At 68.3% G+C, this 15,821-nt stretch carries 12 protein-coding genes; 1 reads left to right on the plus strand and 11 read right to left on the minus strand.

Going from position 1 to position 15,821, the window contains the following annotated elements:
* Positions 1 to 14 precede the first annotated feature (14 nt).
* The 5 genes from rodA to IP93_RS01975 form a co-directional block, all read right to left on the minus strand.
* Positions 15 to 1,127, minus strand: coding sequence for a rod shape-determining protein RodA (gene rodA, locus IP93_RS01955; protein WP_144811390.1), 1,113 nt, complete (start codon positions 1,125 to 1,127; stop codon positions 15 to 17).
* Positions 1,124 to 3,097, minus strand: a complete 1,974-nt coding sequence (mrdA, locus tag IP93_RS01960) for a penicillin-binding protein 2 (protein WP_144811392.1) — start codon at positions 3,095 to 3,097, stop codon at positions 1,124 to 1,126. The genes rodA and mrdA overlap by 4 nt, the downstream gene beginning before the upstream one ends.
* Positions 3,098 to 3,100: 3 nt before the next feature.
* Positions 3,101 to 3,586 (minus strand): rod shape-determining protein MreD, encoded by a 486-nt coding sequence (gene mreD, locus IP93_RS01965; protein ID WP_144811395.1) that lies wholly within the window; start codon positions 3,584 to 3,586, stop codon positions 3,101 to 3,103.
* Positions 3,583 to 4,734 carry a rod shape-determining protein MreC gene (gene mreC, locus IP93_RS01970; protein ID WP_242006687.1) on the minus strand — a complete coding sequence of 384 codons (1,152 nt, stop codon included), beginning with the start codon at positions 4,732 to 4,734 and terminating at the stop codon, positions 3,583 to 3,585. The genes mreD and mreC overlap by 4 nt, the downstream gene beginning before the upstream one ends.
* A 136-nt stretch (positions 4,735 to 4,870) precedes the next feature.
* Entirely contained in the window at positions 4,871 to 5,917 is a 1,047-nt protein-coding gene (locus tag IP93_RS01975) for a rod shape-determining protein (protein WP_144811399.1), read from the minus strand.
* A 346-nt stretch (positions 5,918 to 6,263) separates the two neighbouring features.
* Here IP93_RS01975 and IP93_RS01980 point away from each other — a divergent pair, with 346 nt between their 5' ends.
* Entirely contained in the window at positions 6,264 to 7,196 is a 933-nt protein-coding gene (locus tag IP93_RS01980; RefSeq protein ID WP_144811400.1) for a carbohydrate kinase family protein, read from the plus strand.
* A 131-nt stretch (positions 7,197 to 7,327) separates the two neighbouring features.
* On the opposite strand, the gene IP93_RS01985 is transcribed toward IP93_RS01980, so the two are convergent.
* The 6 genes from IP93_RS01985 to IP93_RS02010 form a co-directional block, all read right to left on the minus strand.
* On the minus strand, positions 7,328 to 8,059 hold the full coding sequence (locus tag IP93_RS01985; RefSeq protein WP_144811402.1) for a hypothetical protein: 732 nt from the start codon (positions 8,057 to 8,059) through the stop codon (positions 7,328 to 7,330).
* Positions 8,056 to 9,033 carry an alpha/beta fold hydrolase gene (locus IP93_RS01990; RefSeq protein ID WP_144811404.1) on the minus strand — a complete coding sequence of 326 codons (978 nt, stop codon included), beginning with the start codon at positions 9,031 to 9,033 and terminating at the stop codon, positions 8,056 to 8,058. The genes IP93_RS01985 and IP93_RS01990 overlap by 4 nt, the downstream gene beginning before the upstream one ends.
* Before the next feature lie 3 nt (positions 9,034 to 9,036).
* Positions 9,037 to 10,974 carry a M1 family metallopeptidase gene (locus IP93_RS01995; protein ID WP_144811405.1) on the minus strand — a complete coding sequence of 646 codons (1,938 nt, stop codon included), beginning with the start codon at positions 10,972 to 10,974 and terminating at the stop codon, positions 9,037 to 9,039.
* 168 nt (positions 10,975 to 11,142) lie between these two features.
* Positions 11,143 to 11,931 carry a bifunctional demethylmenaquinone methyltransferase/2-methoxy-6-polyprenyl-1,4-benzoquinol methylase UbiE gene (ubiE, locus tag IP93_RS02000; RefSeq protein WP_144811407.1) on the minus strand — a complete coding sequence of 263 codons (789 nt, stop codon included), beginning with the start codon at positions 11,929 to 11,931 and terminating at the stop codon, positions 11,143 to 11,145.
* 124 nt (positions 11,932 to 12,055) lie between these two features.
* The gene (locus tag IP93_RS02005; protein WP_144811409.1) at positions 12,056 to 13,819 is read right to left on the minus strand and encodes a S8 family serine peptidase; all 1,764 of its coding nucleotides are present in this window, start codon (positions 13,817 to 13,819) and stop codon (positions 12,056 to 12,058) included.
* 162 nt (positions 13,820 to 13,981) lie between these two features.
* Positions 13,982 to 15,721: a S8 family serine peptidase gene (locus IP93_RS02010; RefSeq protein ID WP_144811411.1), complete on the minus strand. Its 1,740-nt coding sequence runs from the start codon at positions 15,719 to 15,721 to the stop codon at positions 13,982 to 13,984.
* Positions 15,722 to 15,821: the final 100 nt, after the last annotated feature.

A 15,821-nucleotide genomic window follows, 5' to 3' on the forward strand; every position in this document is an offset into this window, starting at 1 on the left:
CGTCGCGGCGCACCTCACCGTCCGTGCACTGGCCGGTGCGCGCGCACCGCCATCACCACGCCCAGCCCGGCCAGCAACGACACCGCTGAAGTACCGCCATAACTGAGCAACGGCATCGGCACGCCCACCACGGGCAGCAGGCCGGAAATCATGCCGCCGTTGACGATCACGTACACGCAGAACGCCAGCCCCAGCGACCCCGCCAGCAGGCGCGAGTAGCCGTCACGGGCGTCGGCGGCAATCCACAGGCAGCGCCCCACCACGAACAGGTACAGCGCCAGCACCGTGGCCACCCCGACCCAGCCGAACTCCTCGCTGAGCACGGCGAAGATGAAGTCGGTGGTGTGCTCGGGGATGTAGTTCAGGTGCGACTGGCTGCCCTCGCCCCAGCCCTTGCCGGTGAGTCCGCCGCCGCCGATGGCGATCTTGGACTGGATGATGTTCCAGCCGGTGCCCAGCGGGTCGGACTCAGGATCCAGGAAGGTGAGGATCCGGTCCTTCTGGTACGGGCGCAGCAACCAGAACCACGCCACCGGCGCGATCGCCGCGGCCCCGCCGAATGCCAGACCGAACCACCACCACGGCAACCCCGCCAGGTACAGGGCGAAGGCGCCGCTGCTGGCCACCAGCATGGCGGTACCGAAGTCAGGCTGCTTGAGGATCAGCAGCGTGGGCACGGCGATGATCACGCCCGCGACCAGTACCGTGCTGAACCGCGGCGGCAGCGGCTGGCTGTTGAGGTACCACGCCACCATCATCGGCAGGCTCAGCTTGAGCAGTTCGGCGGGCTGGAAATAGAACACGCCCAGGTTGATCCAGTGGTTGCCGTGCTTGCCCTCGCCCACCACCAGCACCAGCAGCAGCGGGATCAGGGTCAGCGCGTATACCGGGGGCGTCCAGTTGCGCAGCTGGTTGGGTGGCACGCGCGACAACGCCCACATCGCGACCAGGCCTACCGCGAAGCGCGCACCCTGCGCCACCACCAGCGTGGTCGAACCGCCGCCGGCGCTGTACAGCACGGCCAGGCCAATGGCCATCAGCGCCAGCAGCGCGGCCATCAGCGGTGCATCCAGGGTACGCAGGAAGTGCACGGCCAAGCCGTAAAGCCAACGCAGGATGGCGCTCATCGGCGAGGCTCCGGGGTCGGGGTAGCGGCCGCGGGCGGCGCTTGGGACGGCGTCGCCGTCGATCCAGGCGTCACTGGTGCGGCTGCGGCGCCCGGGCGGCTGGCCGCGCTGGGCGCAGGCGGCTCGGGCATCTTGCCCAGCAACCACGCATCGAAGATCTTGCGCGCGATCGGCGCGGCGGTACTGCCGCCGTAGCCGCCATGCTCGACCACCACCGCCACCGCGATCTTCGGGTTGTCGGCCGGCGCGTAGCCCACGAACAGCGCCTGGTGGCGCAGGTGGTACGGCAGGTTGTGCGGGTTCAAGCTGGCGCTGCCCTTGCGGCTGATCTTCTGCGCAGTGCCAGTCTTGCCGGCCATCATGTACGGCGCACCCCGACCCATCGCCGCGCCCGTGCCACCGCCGTGGATGGTGGCGATCATGCCTTCCTGCACCGCCCGCAGGTGTGCGGCATTGTCGGTGATGCGCTTCGGCGTCGGCTGCGGCAACGGGGTCCACGGCGCCTCGAACCCGTCGCGGCGCTGCGCCACCAGGTGCGGCCGGCGCAGGTCGCCGCCATTGGCGATCGCCGCGGTGCTCTGCGCCAGTTGCAGCGCAGTCGCGATCCAGTAGCCCTGGCCGATGCCGGCGATCACGGTCTCGCCCGGGTACCAGTTCTCCTTGGAACGCTTCGCCTTCCACTCCGGCGAAGGCACCACCCCCGCATTCTCACCCGCCAGGTCGATGCCGGTGGGCTGCCCGAAGCCGTACTTGTACATGTAGTCGGCAAAGGTGCGGATGCCCATTTCGTAGGCAAGCTTGTAGTAGTAGTAATTCACCGACGCCGAGATCGACTTGCGCAGGTCGGTCCAGCCTGCACCACCGTGCGCGTCGCGATAACCGCGGCGCTGGCCGGGGATGTGGAATTCGCCGGTGGAGAACACCTTGTCCTCCGGCGTGCGCAGGCCGCTGTCCAGCCCGGCCAGCGCCACCATCGGCTTGATGGTGGAGCCCGGCGGGCCACCGCCCAGCACGTTGCGGTTGAACAGCGGGCGCGAGGGGTTGTCCATCAGCGCGCGGTAGTCGGCGTGCGAGATGCCGTTGACGAACAGGTTGGGGTCGTAGCCCGGCAAGCTGACCATGCCCAGCACCTCGCCGGTGGACGGCTCGATCGCCACCGCCGAACCGTCCATGTCACCGAAGGCGTACACCATGGCCTGCTGCAGGTCCAGGTCCACGCCCAGCCGCAGATCGGTGCCGGTCACCGCCGGTACCCGCCCCACCAGCCCCATCGGCCGGCCATCGACGTTGGTCTCGATCTTCTCGTAGCCGATGCGGCCACGCAGTGCTTCGTCGTAATAGCGCTCCAGCCCGGTCTTGCCGATGTGGCTGAAGGCGGCATTGGCCTCGCCCAGTACCTGCGCATCCTTGGCGTCGACGCGGGCGACGTAGCCGATCACGTGCCCGAACAGGTCGCCATGCAGGTAGCGGCGGTTGAGGTAGGAGACCAGTTCCACACCCGGGAAACGCCACTGGTCGACCGAGAACGCGGCGGCCTCTTCCTCGGTCAGGCGCAGCTTGATCGTCACCGGCTTGAAGCCGCGGGCGGCGCTGCGTCCTTCCTCGTAACGCTTGATGTCCTCCTCGCTCAGCGCCACCACCTTGGCCAGCGCCGGCAGCCACTGCTTCGCGTCGCCGGCCTCGCGGGGGGTGACATCCAAGCGGAAGGCGGGCACGTTGTCGGCCAGCAGGCGGCCCTTGCGGTCGTAGATCAGTCCGCGCCCGGGCACCACTGGCTGCAGCTTGATGCGGTTGGCCTCCGAGCGCGTGGCGTATTCGTCGTGCTGCCATACCTGCAGGCGGAAGTACCACATCGCCAGCCCGCCCAGCGCCAGCACCACGCAGGCGAACGCCAGCGCCGCTCGCCGACGGAACTGCTCGGCTTCAGCCGCACTGTTCTTGATGATGCGGCGCCCGCGCCGTGGGCCCATGGCTCAGCCCTTCCGCCACCGGCCGTACCGCGCCGCGTCCAGCACCAGGAACACCATCGGCCACAACAGCATGCCCCCCAAGGGCGCAAGCCAGAACATCGCCGGCAGCGCCTTCAGGCCCAGCATGAGGTGGATGGCCGCGGCGACGATGCGGTCGTTGAACAGCAGGCCGCCAATCGCCAGTGCCTGCTGCGAGATCGGAAAGAAGCGCAACCGCGCGCGGAAGCGCTGGAGGATGAACCCCATCACCACCAGCCGCAGGGCCTGCTCGCCAAGCAACGTGCCAAACGCCAGATCGGCCAGCAGGCCCACGCCGAACACCACGCCCAGCCCGACCCGGTCGGGCTCCTCGATCAGCCAGTACGCCAGCACCAGCGCCAGCCAGTACGGACGCAGCGGCTGCAGCGCTGGCGGCAGCGGCAGCAGGCCCAGCAGCAACGCGACGACGATGCTCAGCGGCAGCACCCAATGGGTCAGCGTGCGGCTCATCGGCGGACTGCCTCGTCGGTGGCCGGCGGTGTAGTGGAAGGTGTAGTGGAAGGTGTAGTGGAAGGTGTAGTGGAAGGTGTAGTGGAAGGTGTAGTGGAAGGTGTAGTGGAGGGTGTCGCTTCGGGTTGTGTTCCGGGCTGCGTTGCGCGCGGCCTTGCGCTCGAAAGCGTGGGCGAAGCCGTCGGGATCGCCGCAGGCGTGTTGGCCGCATTGCCGGTGACCGTGCCTGCAGCTGGCGGCCGTCGGGGGTAGCGCACCTGCGCGGCCGTCGGTTCGGACACGGTCGGTGATGGAGGCGCGGCCGTCGGTGTCGCCCCGCCCACGCGCTCGCCGCCTTCCGGCGCAACGGGTGCAACGGGTGCCGCGGCAATCGGCGGCGCGGCACGCAACAGCAGCACGTCGCGGCCGCGGTCGAGCTGCGCCGCCGGGCGCACGTCGCCCTGCAGGTAGGCACGGCTCTCGTCCGGACGCAGGTCGACGATGGTGCCGACCAGGAACCCCGCCGGAAAGCGTCCGCCCAGGCCCGAGGTGATCAGTTCGTCACCGGTTTTCACGTCGCTGGACGTGGGAATGTTGCCCAGGCGCAGGCGCCCGACTTCGCCGCTGCCGTACGCGACCAGCCGCACGCCGTTGCGCACCACCGCCACCGGCACCGCATGCGCCGGGTCGGTGATCAGCAACACGGTCGACTGGTAGGGTTTGGTTTCGATGACCTGGCCCAGCAGGCCCCCGGCGTCGATCACGCTCTGGCCGATGCGCACGCCGTCGGCGCTGCCGGCGCGCACCACGAGCCGCTGCCGGGTGGGATCGAGGTCGATGTCCAGGATCGGGGCCAACTGCACGTCGACGCCGCTGGTCTGGGCCGCGTCCAGCAGGCCGCGCAGGCGCTCGTTGTCCGCGGCCACGGTGCGCAGTCGCGCCATGCGCGCCTGGCTGAGCAGCAGTTCCTGGCGCAGGTGCTGGTTTTCCTCGGTCAGCTGGCCGAGCGTGCCGGCATCATCCTGCACCCGGCGCATGGCCTGTCCGGGCCAACCAGCCACCGCCCACAGCGGCTGCACGACCACCGAAAACTGCCGGCGGGCCTCGTGCAACCATCCGCCCCGGTGGTCGAGCACGATCAGGGCCACCGCCAGCCCCAGATAGATCATCAGCCGCAGCGAATCGGCGATATCACCGGGGCGTGGGGGCGTGGGAGGACCGGCGTAGGGCGGCACGTCAGCGGATCAGGTCACGGGTTGGGAGGAACGACAGGATCGCGCCACGCGCGCGGTAACGCGGGGCGGCTCAGTCCGGCGCGAAGAACTCGTTGCCATGCATGTCCACCAGTTCCAGCGCGCGACCGCCGCCACGGGCCACGCAGGTCAGCGGATCGTCCGCCACCTGCACGTGCAGGCCGGTTTCCTCGCTGATCAGGCGGTCCAGGTCGCGCAGCAGCGCACCACCGCCGGTCAGCACGATGCCGCGCTCGGCCACGTCCGCGCCCAGTTCCGGCGGGGTCTGCTCCAGCGCCAGCTTGATCGCGGTGACAATGCCGGCCAGCGGCTCGCGCAAAGCTTCCAGCACCTCGTTGTTGCTGATGGTGATCATCTTCGGTACGCCCTCGGCGAGGTTGCGCCCGGTGACCTCCATCGTGCGGTTTTCCTTCTGCGGGTAGGCGCAACCCAGCTCCAGCTTGATCCGCTCCGACGTCGCCTCGCCGATCAGGGTGCCGTAGGTGCGGCGCACGTAATTGATGATCGACTCGTCGAAACGGTCGCCACCGATGCGCACCGACGCCGAGTACACGATGCCGTTGAGCGCGATCACCGCCACCTCGGTGGTGCCGCCGCCGATGTCCACGACCATCGAGCCGCGGGCCTCGGTCACCGGCATGCCGGCGCCAATGGCGGCCGCCATCGGTTCCTCGATCAGGTACACCTCGCGCGCGCCGGCCTCCTCGGCCGATTCCTTGATCGCGCGACGCTCCACCTGGGTGCTGCCGCAGGGCACGCACACCAGCACGCGCGGGCTGGGGCGCAGGAAGCGGCTCTTGTGCACCTTGCGGATGAAGTACTTGAGCATTTCCTCGGTGTAGGTGAAGTCGGCGATGACGCCGTCCTTCATCGGCCGGATGGTGGTGATGTGGCCGGGGGTGCGGCCGAGCATCTGCTTGGCCTCCGAGCCGACCGCCGCCACCGAGCGCGTGCCGCCGATCAGGCGGTCCTGGCGGACGGCGACCACCGAGGGTTCGTTCAGGACGATGCCCTGTCCGCGGACATAGATGAGGGTGTTGGCCGTGCCCAGGTCGATGGACAGGTCATTGGAGAACATGCCGCGAAACTTCTTGAACATCGGGGAACAGGCCGTCTTGAGGGGGTGCGGGGGCAAGTGGTCTAGACTAGCAACAGCCCCCCTGCCGGGCAAGGAAAATCAGGGGTTTGCGGGCGTTTTGGTGGCTGGTGGGGGAACCCGCGTTGGCCGGGCATTCAACCACCGTCCGGGATGCGACCCCGGTCACGAAGCGGTCGTGCGCGGCTTCCGCCCGATCCCGGCGGCTGCCACGCCGCGCTTTCGACTGGCCCGACAGCGGGCCACCGGCTACCCTACGCGCCGTACGGCGACGTCCGTCCCTTCCAACATCCCGCCGCAACCGTCCGTCCGGCGGGCGGCCTGCCCCCTCAACAGGAGCTTTCCGCCCATGTCGGCACTGATCTGCGGCTCGCTGGCCTACGACACCATCATGGTGTTCCCCGACCAGTTCAAGAACCACATCCTCCCGGACAAGGTGCACATCCTCAACGTGTCCTTCCTGGTGCCGCGGATGCGCCGCGAGTTCGGTGGTTGCGCCGGCAACATCGCCTACAACCTCAAGCTGCTGGGCGGCGATCCGGTGCCGATGGCGACCGTGGGCCAGGACTTCGGTCCGTACCGCGAATGGTTCACCGAACAGGGCATTACCCTGGACCGGGTCAAGGTGATCGACGAGCTGTTCACCCCGCAGGCGTTCATCACCACCGACCACGACAACAACCAGATCACCGCGTTCCACCCGGGCGCGATGATGCGCTCGTACGAGAACCACGTGAAGGACGTGCCGGGCGTGACCTTCGGCATCGTCAGCCCCGATGGCTACGAAGGCATGCTGCAGAACGCGAAGCAGTTCGCCGAGGCGGGCATTCCCTTCATCTTCGATCCGGGCCAGGCGATGCCGCTGTTCAACGGCGGGGAGCTGCGCCACTTCATCGAGCTGGCCGACTACGTCACCGTCAACGACTACGAGTCCAACCTGCTGCAGGAGCGCACCGGCTGGAGCGAGAAGGACATCGTGCAGCGGGTGAAGGCGTACATCTGCACGCGTGGGCCGCAGGGTGCGGAGATCCACACCGCCCAGGAAACGTTCAACGTGCCGCCGGCGCACGAGCGTCGCGTCACCGATCCCACCGGCTGCGGCGATGCGTTCCGCGCGGGGCTGATCTTCGGCATCGAGAAGGGCTATGACTGGATGACCATCGGCCGCATCGGCAACCTGATGGGCGCGCTGAAGGTTGAGCATCCGGGGACGCAGAACCAGCGCTTCGATTACGAGGAGTTTGCCGAGCAGTTCAAGCAGCAGTTCGGGTACGCGCTGTAGTTTTTTTGCTGCGGGACGGGCTGATGATGGCGCTGGCATTGCTCCAGCGCTCCGTCCGCGCAGGACTGCGCGGACGGAGGGTCGAAGCAATACCCATGCGCGCACGCTCCACGCGACCGCGCATCACCCCATCACTGCGGCCACTTGGGCAGTGAGGTGGTGTCCAGCGCAGCCACTTCAAACACCGCCGTGCGCGTGCCTCCAGCCTTCACCGGAAACTCGATCTCGACCACCTTCGCATCGCGCACCAGCTTCCACAGCGTCCTCTCGTCCTCGATGAACATCGCGATGGCCTCGTCGGTCTTGGGTCGCGTGGCGGCCATCGCCTTGGGCGCGGCGTCATCGGCCTTCACCTTGACCTTGCAACCGGCGTAGCAGTTGAAGTCACCCGTCTCCAGTACCAGGTAGCTGCTGGTGCCCCACTCCGGGTGGTCGCGGAAGATCAGCCGCACCGGCTTGGCGCCGCTGCCATCGGTGTCCACCGGCTCCTGCGAGTAGATCGACGCGGACAGCTGGCTGCCCTTGCCCACCGGCTCGTTGCCATAGGACCACAACGAGGCCAGGCGACGCTGTTCGCGCGCTTCGGTGGCCTTGGTGATGGCGTCGGCGTGACGTTCCTTGATCCGTGCGGCGGCGGTGCTGTCGGGGTACTTGTCGATCAGCACGTCGCCATGTGCCTTGGCCAGCTCCCAGTTGTGGCGACCGTATTCGGCGTCGAACTGCCTGGCCGCATCGTCGGCGGCCTGCTCCATCGCGGCCTTCTGGCGCGCGGCGATGGCGGCCGGATCCTCGGCGGGCTTGCATGCGCCCAACGCGAGCGCGACGGCCAGCGGCAGGGCGAGGCGGAGCTTGGCGGATTTCATCGGGGTGTTCCTCGTTCGATCAGAGCGACCACCGCTTCGGCGACCGCATCGGGTTGTTCCATCAGCGACATGTGGCCGCAGCCGTCCAGCAGCACCTTGCGCGCCTGCGGCATGCGCGCGGCGTACAGGTCGAGTGCGCTGGGGTCGATCACCGCATCCTGGCGGCACCACAGCAGCAGTGCCGGCTGGCGGATGTGCGCGGCCTCCTCACCCGGCAGGAAGCGTTCCTCGCTGCGGCCGATCCTGTCGAGCACATGCTGTTCGAAGGCCGCCTCGCGCACGCGCCGGGCAACATAGATGCCATCGGCCGGCCACGGGATCCAGGGCCTGGCGGCCGCGTCGAAGAACACGGTGTCGAGGTAACGCTGCATGGTGGCCACGTCGTGCACCGCGAACGGATTGTGCCCCGCCAGCACATCCCGGCCGAACTGGTTGTCGGCGAAGCGGATGCCGGCGGCGTTGAGCAGACCGACGCGATCGACCAGCGCCGGATGTCGCGCCGCGACCAGGGCGGCGATGCCGCCACCCATCGAGTGGCCCAGCAGCACGGTCTGCCGACCGGGTTGGCGCGCGACCGCCGTGATGAAGGCGGCCACGCGTTCGGACTCCGCCACGAACCCGTAGTCCGCACCGGGCTGGCGACTGCTGGCGCCCCAACCCGCGAGGTCGGGAATCACCAGCCGGTAGTGTCCACGCAAACGTTCGGCCAGCGGGTACCAGTTCTCCTTGCTGCCGGTGAAGCCATGCAGCATCACCACGGTAGCCGCGCCGGGCGGTGCGTCATCGTTGAACGCGTACACCCAGCGATGGCCCGCAACGTCAACCGAATCCTGCTGCAATCCGGCGCCAATGCGCTGGCGGGCGAAGTCCGCGCGCAGCACCACCTCCGGATCACGCGCGACCCAGATCGCGCCGCCCAGCAACAACGCGGCCGCCACCAGGGCAGCCGCGATGAGGGCCTTGCGCCAGCGCATGGCTTACTTTGCCGGCGCCTGCTTGGCCTTGGCGATCACCGACTCCACCGAGACGGTGGTGATCGGGTGGTAGCCCGGCTTGGCCTTGGCGAAGGTTTCCTCGGCCAGCTTCAGGCCTTCGGGCGTCTTCACCAGCGCGCTGTAGGTCGGCATGATCAGCTTGCGGCGGCCGATCTTCTGCAGGAATGCGCTGATCGCGGCATCGGCCTGGTGGTAGCCGCTGCGCACCGCCAGCGGGTACCAGCGCTGCGCGATCTCGCCGTTGGGCGTGCCGGTGAAGTGGTAGGCGGCATCCAGCGCGGCCAGCTGCCCGGTCTTGAGCGTTTCCGGCATGCCTTCGATGAAGTGCACCCACTCCTGGGTGATCCATTTGCCGGTCAGCGCCTTGTCCGGCAGCGTGCCGTTGTCCAGCCACGCCTTGCGCGCGGCATCGACGGCGTCAAAGCGCGGCGACACGGTCTTCGGCGCGAAGTCGGGGATGCCCGGCTCGTACACCCACTGCTCGACTTCCTGCATCGTCACCTTGCCCGGGTGCTTCTCGATCAGGTTGGCCTTGAGGTAGTCGACGAACTTCGCGGTCGGGATCGACTGGAAGGCGAAGTGGTCGAAGTAACCCTTCAGGAACGGATCGAACACGTCGCGACCGAAGCGCTGCTCCAGGAACTGCAGGAACCACGCGCCCTTGGTGTACTGCTGCGAGGTCAGCGAGTCGTCCGGGTTCTGGATCGTGCCCGGCTTGAGCGCCAGCACGGTGGTCTCCGGCTTGGCGTCCTTGAACTCCGCCGCCAGCTCGTTGCGCGCGATCACGCTCTCCATGTCGGCCTGCTCCTTGCCGAACAGGTCCTCGATGATGCGGTTCTCCACGTAGCTGGTGAAGCCTTCGTTGAGCCACGCGTCCTTGGAGCTGGAGAAGGTGACCAGGTTGCCCGACCAGCTGTGCGCCAGTTCGTGCGCGATCAGCGACACCAGGGTCTTGTCGCCGGTGATCACGGTGGGCGTGGCGAAGGTCAGGCGCGGGTTCTCCATGCCGCCGTACGGGAACGACGGCGGCAGCACCAGGATGTCGTAGCGGCCCCAGCGGTAAGGGCCGTACAGGCGTTCGGCGGTGTCGATCATGCGGCCGGTGTCGGCGAACTCGGCGGCGGCCTTCGGCGCCATCGACGGCTCGGCCCACACGCCGGCCGTGTCGGTGATCGGCTTGAACACCAGGTCGCCGGCGGCAATGGCCAGCAGGTACGACGGGATCGGCTGCGGCATGGTGAAGCTGTAGTCGCCGTCACGCGCGGCCTTGGGGTCGTTGTCGGCGCTCATCAGCACCATCACGTCCTTGGGCGCGGTCACGTGCGCGGTGTAGGTGAAGCGCACGCGCGGCGTGTCCTGCAGCGGCACCCACGAACGCGCGTGGATCTGCTGCGACTGGCTGAACATGAAGGGCGTCTTCTTGCCCTCGGTCATCGCCGGGGTCAGCCACTGCAGGCCGGACGCGTCGGGCGAGGTGGTGTAGGTCACGCGGATGCGCGGATTGCGCTGCGGCGCCTCGATGGTCAGCTTGCTGCCGAGCAGCTCATCAGCCGGTGCAAAACTGAACTTGAGGTCCTCCCACTTGCCGTCGGCGCGCTCGCCCACGACCTTCTCGACGGTGATCGCACGGCTGTCCAGCACCAGTTGGGTGGCGTTCTTGTCCAGCCAGTCCAGGGTGTAGGTGGCGCTGCCCGACAGCGTCTTCGCATCGAAGTCGACCTTCAGCTCCAGCGCGAGGTCCTTGGTGCGGACCTTGTCCGGCTCGGCGTAGGACTGTTCGTCGGTTTCGGCGGTAGCGTTCACGGCGGCCTGCTGGGCGGCGGCGGGCTGGGCATCGGCGCTGGAGGCCGGCGTGGATTCGCGCGAGCAGCCGGCGGCGAGCACGGCGGCCAGGCACAGGGTCAGGATCGAAGGACGCATGAAGGGACCACGGTTGCGGGTAAGCCTCCGAGTGTACCGCCGGTGGCTGCATGGATGCGCCTGCCGCCCGCGCCAGACCTGGCTAAGCCCCGGGTACCGCCTTTGGCCAGGGGCTGTCCGTGCCCCGCCATACGCACGCGTCCAGCGCGCCCGGGAGGCGCCGCCCCCTCAGGCCTTGTAGCCGGTATGGATGGCCACGATGCCGGCGCTGAGGTTCCTGTAGTCGCATCGCGCGAAGCCCGCTGCCTGCATCATCGCCTTCAACTCGTCCTGCGGCGGATGTTTGCGGATGCTCTCGGCCAGATACTGGTAGCTGTCGCGGTCACCGGCAAACAGCGTGCCCAGCCGCGGCAGCACGTTGAACGAGTGGAAGTCGTAGATCGGCTTGAACCAGTCGGCCTTGACCTCGGAGAACTCCAGCACGCGTGCCTGCCCACCAGGCTTGAGCACGCGGAACATCTCGCGCAGCGCCGCGTCCTTGTCGGTGACGTTGCGCAGGCCGAAGGCAATCGTGACCAGGTCGAAGCTGGCATCGGGGAACGGCAACTTCTCGGCATTCATCTGCACGTATTCGAAGCCGCCGACCTTGCCCTGGTCGGTCATGCGGTCGCGGCCCACGCGCAGCATCGCGCCGTTGATGTCGCCCAGCACGATGCTGCCGCTGTCGCCCACGCGGTCGCGCAGCAGCAGGGCGATGTCACCGGTGCCGCCGGCCAGGTCCAGCACGCGGTCACCGCGGCGCACCTGCGCGGTGCCGACGAAGTAGCGCTTCCAGATGCGGTGGATGCCCAGCGACATCAGGTCGTTCATCAGGTCGTACTTGCCCGCCACCGAGGAGAATACCTCGGCCACCAGCTTCTGCTTCTCGGCGACGGGCACGTCGCGGTAGCCGAAGTGGGTGGTGTCCGGGCGCGGGGCGGTGGACGGGGTCCGGGGCGGGGTCTGGGCGTCGCTCATGCGGGGATTATCGCACCCTTGGCAGGCCTGGCCAGCACTCTTTCGCACGCGGGCTGGGTCGGGTGCACCATGATGAGCAAAGGGCCCGCGAGCGGGCCCTTTGTCTTGCCGTTGATGCAGCGACTCAATAGCTGACCGACGCATTGCCCGAGCAGGTGGCGGTCCCGGCGTTGCAGACCTTGTACGTCAGGGTGCCGCGCCCCTTGATCTTGATCGCGTCGAGGTAACTGCCGGTGTTGTTCACGCCCGTACCCACCTTGGCGTTATCGCGATAGACGTCGACCGCCGCGCCGCCGCCGCTCCACGCCAGGCCCACCTGCAGACGACCCTTGACCGTGCCGTTGCTGGTGCCGGTCAGCCCGGCGGGTGCCGCGGGGGGCGTACCGCCGGCACCACCCAGCAACTTCTCGGCGGCATCGAACGCCTGCACCAGGCCGTAGCCGAACTCGACGTCGCGACCGGGCGTGCCGAGGTCGCGTGCGGTCGAGGTCAGCGCATCACGCACTTGCTGGCTGGTCGCGCCCGGCTTGGCGCTCCACACCAGTGCGGCCACGCCAGCCACGTGCGGCGTCGCCATGGACGTGCCGTCCAGATAGGCATATTCGCTGACGTTGGTCTGCGGCACCGTGGTCACGTTGGCGGTCTGGCCGAGGGCGTTGGCGCGCAGTGCCAGGCCATCGCTCTGCAGCAGCGTGACCGCCGGGATGGTCGACGTCACGCCGGTGCCCAGGGTGGCCGCGAGCACGCCGTCGACGTTGTTGTAGATCAGCGCGGCGCGGCCGCCACCGGCAGTGACGTTGGCAACCTTGTCCGCGAAGCTGATGTCGCCGCGCTCGCACAGCACCACCTTGCCGGCCCAGCTGCCTGCAGCGGCGCAGCGACCACCATCGACCAGCACGTCGCTGGCGCTGCCCTGCACGGTGCCGGTGATGGCATTGACCGCGTATGTCGCGCCGTTGACCAGCAGGTCCGCGTCACGCGTCGGGTAGGTGCTGTACACGCCAACACCCGGGGCCGCCACTTCCACCGCCGTGTTGTACTGCGAGAACGATGCGTGCGCGTCGTTCTGGTCCGTCGCGGCCACCGACATCACCGCCGCGTACGACGCCGGGTAGCTCATCGTGGTGTTGCCGTCATTGCCGGCGGCGGCAACGCTCAGTACGCCCTGGTTGTACAGGTTGGTGAACGCATTGCTTTCCGTGGTGCTGGGCAGCGAGCCGCCCAGGCTCATGTTGATCACCCTGGCGCCGGCGCGCTGGCACTCGTCGGCGGCGGCGATCAGGTTGGAGACGTAGCTGAAGCGCTTGCAGGTGGGGCCGTCGAAGTACTTGACGATGTGCAGCGACAACTTGCCGGGGCTGACGCCGACCACGCCGCGGTCGTTGCTGGCGGCGGCAATGGTGCCCGCCACATGGGTGCCGTGGCCGCAGGTGTCGTTGTTCCAGCCGGCCGGATAGCCGGACAGGGCGACACCGGCAAAATCCTCGTGCGCGGCGTTGATGCCCGAGTCGATCACGCAGACCTTGATGCCGGTACCGTCGGCGCCCACCGCCACGGTCTCCGGCGCCTGCACCTTGGCGATGCCGTAGGGCACGGTCTGTGCGAGCGCATAACGCGGCGCATCGACTTCCACGTATTCGATGTTGGGGTTGTTGCGCAGCCCCTGCAGGGCCTGCGCCGGCACGGTCACCGAGATCACGCGGTGCTTGTCCAGGCGGCGGTGCACCTTGCCGCCCGCGCCCTGCAACGCGGCTTCCGCGTGCGCGGCGGCACCCGGCTTGAACTTGACCAGCACCCGGTTCGGGTCCGGCTGTTCGGCATGGGTGGCGGCGGATGACAGCAGGACAAGCGTGGCGGCGAGCGCCTGGACAAGCGGTTGTAGCGTCATTTCTGGCTTCCGGAGGTGACTGGACACCTGGAATCCAACGCCGCCGACGCGTGCCCCCCCTACCCACCTACCCCGGCCGCCGCCTTCCACCACACGCTGGCGTCCGGCGGACACGACAAGGGCCCGACGTGCGGGCCCTTGTACGTACACCACGCGAGGGACTCAGAAGCTTACGGTCACCTGGCCGCTGCAGGCGCTGGCCGAACCGCCATTGCACACCTGGAAAGTGTACGAGCCCCGCGCACGCACCGACTGCGCCCACGTGCCGGTGTTGGCGATGCCCGCCGCCACCACGCTGCCATCGCGGCGCACGTCGACCGTGCTGCCGCCGCTGCTCCAGGTCAGGGTGATGGTGGACTTGTTCCTGGCCACCGGCCCCTTGCTTGCGGCCAGACCGGTCGGCGCCGCTGCGCCACCGCCCAGCAACGCTGCAGTGGCGTCGAAGGCCTGTACCAGGCCATAACCGAAGTTGTTGTCACGGCCTGCCGCGCCCAGGTCGAGCGCGGTGGATTCCAGCGCCGTGCGCACGTCGGCGTTGCTGGCGGCCGGCTTGGCGCTCCAGACCAGGGCCGCCACGCCGGAAACGTGCGGGGTCGCCATCGAGGTGCCGTCCAGGTAGGCATAGCCGCTGGTGTTGCTCACCGGCACGGTGCTGACGTTGGCGTTCTGGCCCAGCGCGCCCGTCACCAGCGACTGTCCGTCCTCCTGGCTCATGCTCACCGCGGGAATCGTGGAGCTGCCGCTGAGCGTGCCGGAGAAGCCGCCGGGGGCGTTGTTGTAGACCACCGCCGCCGCACCGCCGCCGCTGGTCACGTTGGTCACTTTCTGCGCGAAGCTGATCACGCCGCGCTCGCACAGCACGACTTTGCCGGCCCAGCTGCCCACGCTGTCGCACAGGCCGCCGTTGACCAGCGCGCCGGCCGCAGTGGCCTGCACGGTGCCTTCGATGGCCGCCACCAGGTAGCTGCTGGCACCCACGGTGACATCGGCACTCTTGAACGGATAGGTGCTGAGTACCGACACACCGGGCGCGGCAATGTCGACCGCGTTGTTGTACTGCGAGAACGAGGCCTTGGCGTTGGTGCTGTCGGTGGCCGCCACCGACATCACGCTGGCATACGAGGCCGGGTAGCTGAAGGTGGAGTTGCCGTCATTGCCGGCCGCCGCGATGCTGAGGATGCCAGCGCTGTTGAGGCTCGCGAACGCGTTGTTCTCGGTGGCGCTGGAGGTGCGGCCGCCCAGGCTCATGCTGATGATCTTCGCGCCCGCCGACTGGCAGCGGTTGGCCGCGTCCACCAGCGTGGAGCTGTAGCTCCAGTCGCAGGCCGCGCCATCGAACACCTTGACGATATGCAGGCTGACCTTGGCCGGGCTCACCCCGACCACGCCGACGCTGTTGTTGGCGGCGGCAATCGTGCCCGCGACATGCGTGCCATGCCCGCAGCTATCGTTGTTCCAGCCGCTGGGGTAGCCGGTCATGCTGATGCCGGCGAATTCCTCGTGGTTGGCATTGATGCCCGAGTCGATCACGCACACCTTGATGCCGGTGCCATCGGCGCCGGTGGCCACGGTCTCGGGCGCCTGCACGCGGGTGATGCCCCACGGCGTGGTCTGCGCCGACGGATACCGCGGCGCGTCAGCCTCGATGTATTCGATGTTGGGATTGTTGCGCAGGCCCTGCAGGGCCAGTGGCGGCACGGTGGCGGCAAACGCACGCAGGCGGTCGAACCGGTAGTGGGTGCGTGCTCCCGCGGCCTTGAGCGCAGCCTCGGCGGCGGCGCCCGTGCCGGGCTTGTACTTCACCCAGACCCGGTTGGGATCGGGCTGGGCGGCAAGCGCGGTGGCGGACAGGGTAAACGCAAGGGCGGCGGCGAGTGCCGCAACAAGCTTCTGCTGCTTCATGTGTGGTCCCCGAAAGTGTGGAACGGACGTTCACGCAGTTCACGCACCTCCCCCTTCGGCACGCACGCCCGAAGCTAGACCCGGCGGTGTTAATCCCCCG

Origin of the sequence: Aerolutibacter ruishenii (assembly GCF_007830115.1) — a bacterium.
Lineage (GTDB): Bacteria > Pseudomonadota > Gammaproteobacteria > Xanthomonadales > Xanthomonadaceae > Aerolutibacter > Aerolutibacter ruishenii.

Bases quoted from the DNA above. Each gene is read 5' to 3' on its own strand.
- rodA (WP_144811390.1), bottom strand. From the start codon at position 1,127: ATGAGCGCCATCCTGCGTTGGCTTTACGGCTTGGCCGTGCACTTCCTG.
- mrdA (WP_144811392.1), bottom strand. From the start codon at position 3,097: ATGGGCCCACGGCGCGGGCGCCGCATCATCAAGAACAGTGCGGCTGAA.
- mreD (WP_144811395.1), bottom strand. From the start codon at position 3,586: ATGAGCCGCACGCTGACCCATTGGGTGCTGCCGCTGAGCATCGTCGTC.
- mreC (WP_242006687.1), bottom strand. From the start codon at position 4,734: ATGATCTATCTGGGGCTGGCGGTGGCCCTGATCGTGCTCGACCACCGG.
- IP93_RS01975 (WP_144811399.1), bottom strand. From the start codon at position 5,917: ATGTTCAAGAAGTTTCGCGGCATGTTCTCCAATGACCTGTCCATCGAC.
- IP93_RS01980 (WP_144811400.1), top strand. From the start codon at position 6,264: ATGTCGGCACTGATCTGCGGCTCGCTGGCCTACGACACCATCATGGTG.
- IP93_RS01985 (WP_144811402.1), bottom strand. From the start codon at position 8,059: ATGAAATCCGCCAAGCTCCGCCTCGCCCTGCCGCTGGCCGTCGCGCTC.
- IP93_RS01990 (WP_144811404.1), bottom strand. From the start codon at position 9,033: ATGCGCTGGCGCAAGGCCCTCATCGCGGCTGCCCTGGTGGCGGCCGCG.
- IP93_RS01995 (WP_144811405.1), bottom strand. From the start codon at position 10,974: ATGCGTCCTTCGATCCTGACCCTGTGCCTGGCCGCCGTGCTCGCCGCC.
- ubiE (WP_144811407.1), bottom strand. From the start codon at position 11,931: ATGAGCGACGCCCAGACCCCGCCCCGGACCCCGTCCACCGCCCCGCGC.
- IP93_RS02005 (WP_144811409.1), bottom strand. From the start codon at position 13,819: ATGACGCTACAACCGCTTGTCCAGGCGCTCGCCGCCACGCTTGTCCTG.
- IP93_RS02010 (WP_144811411.1), bottom strand. From the start codon at position 15,721: ATGAAGCAGCAGAAGCTTGTTGCGGCACTCGCCGCCGCCCTTGCGTTT.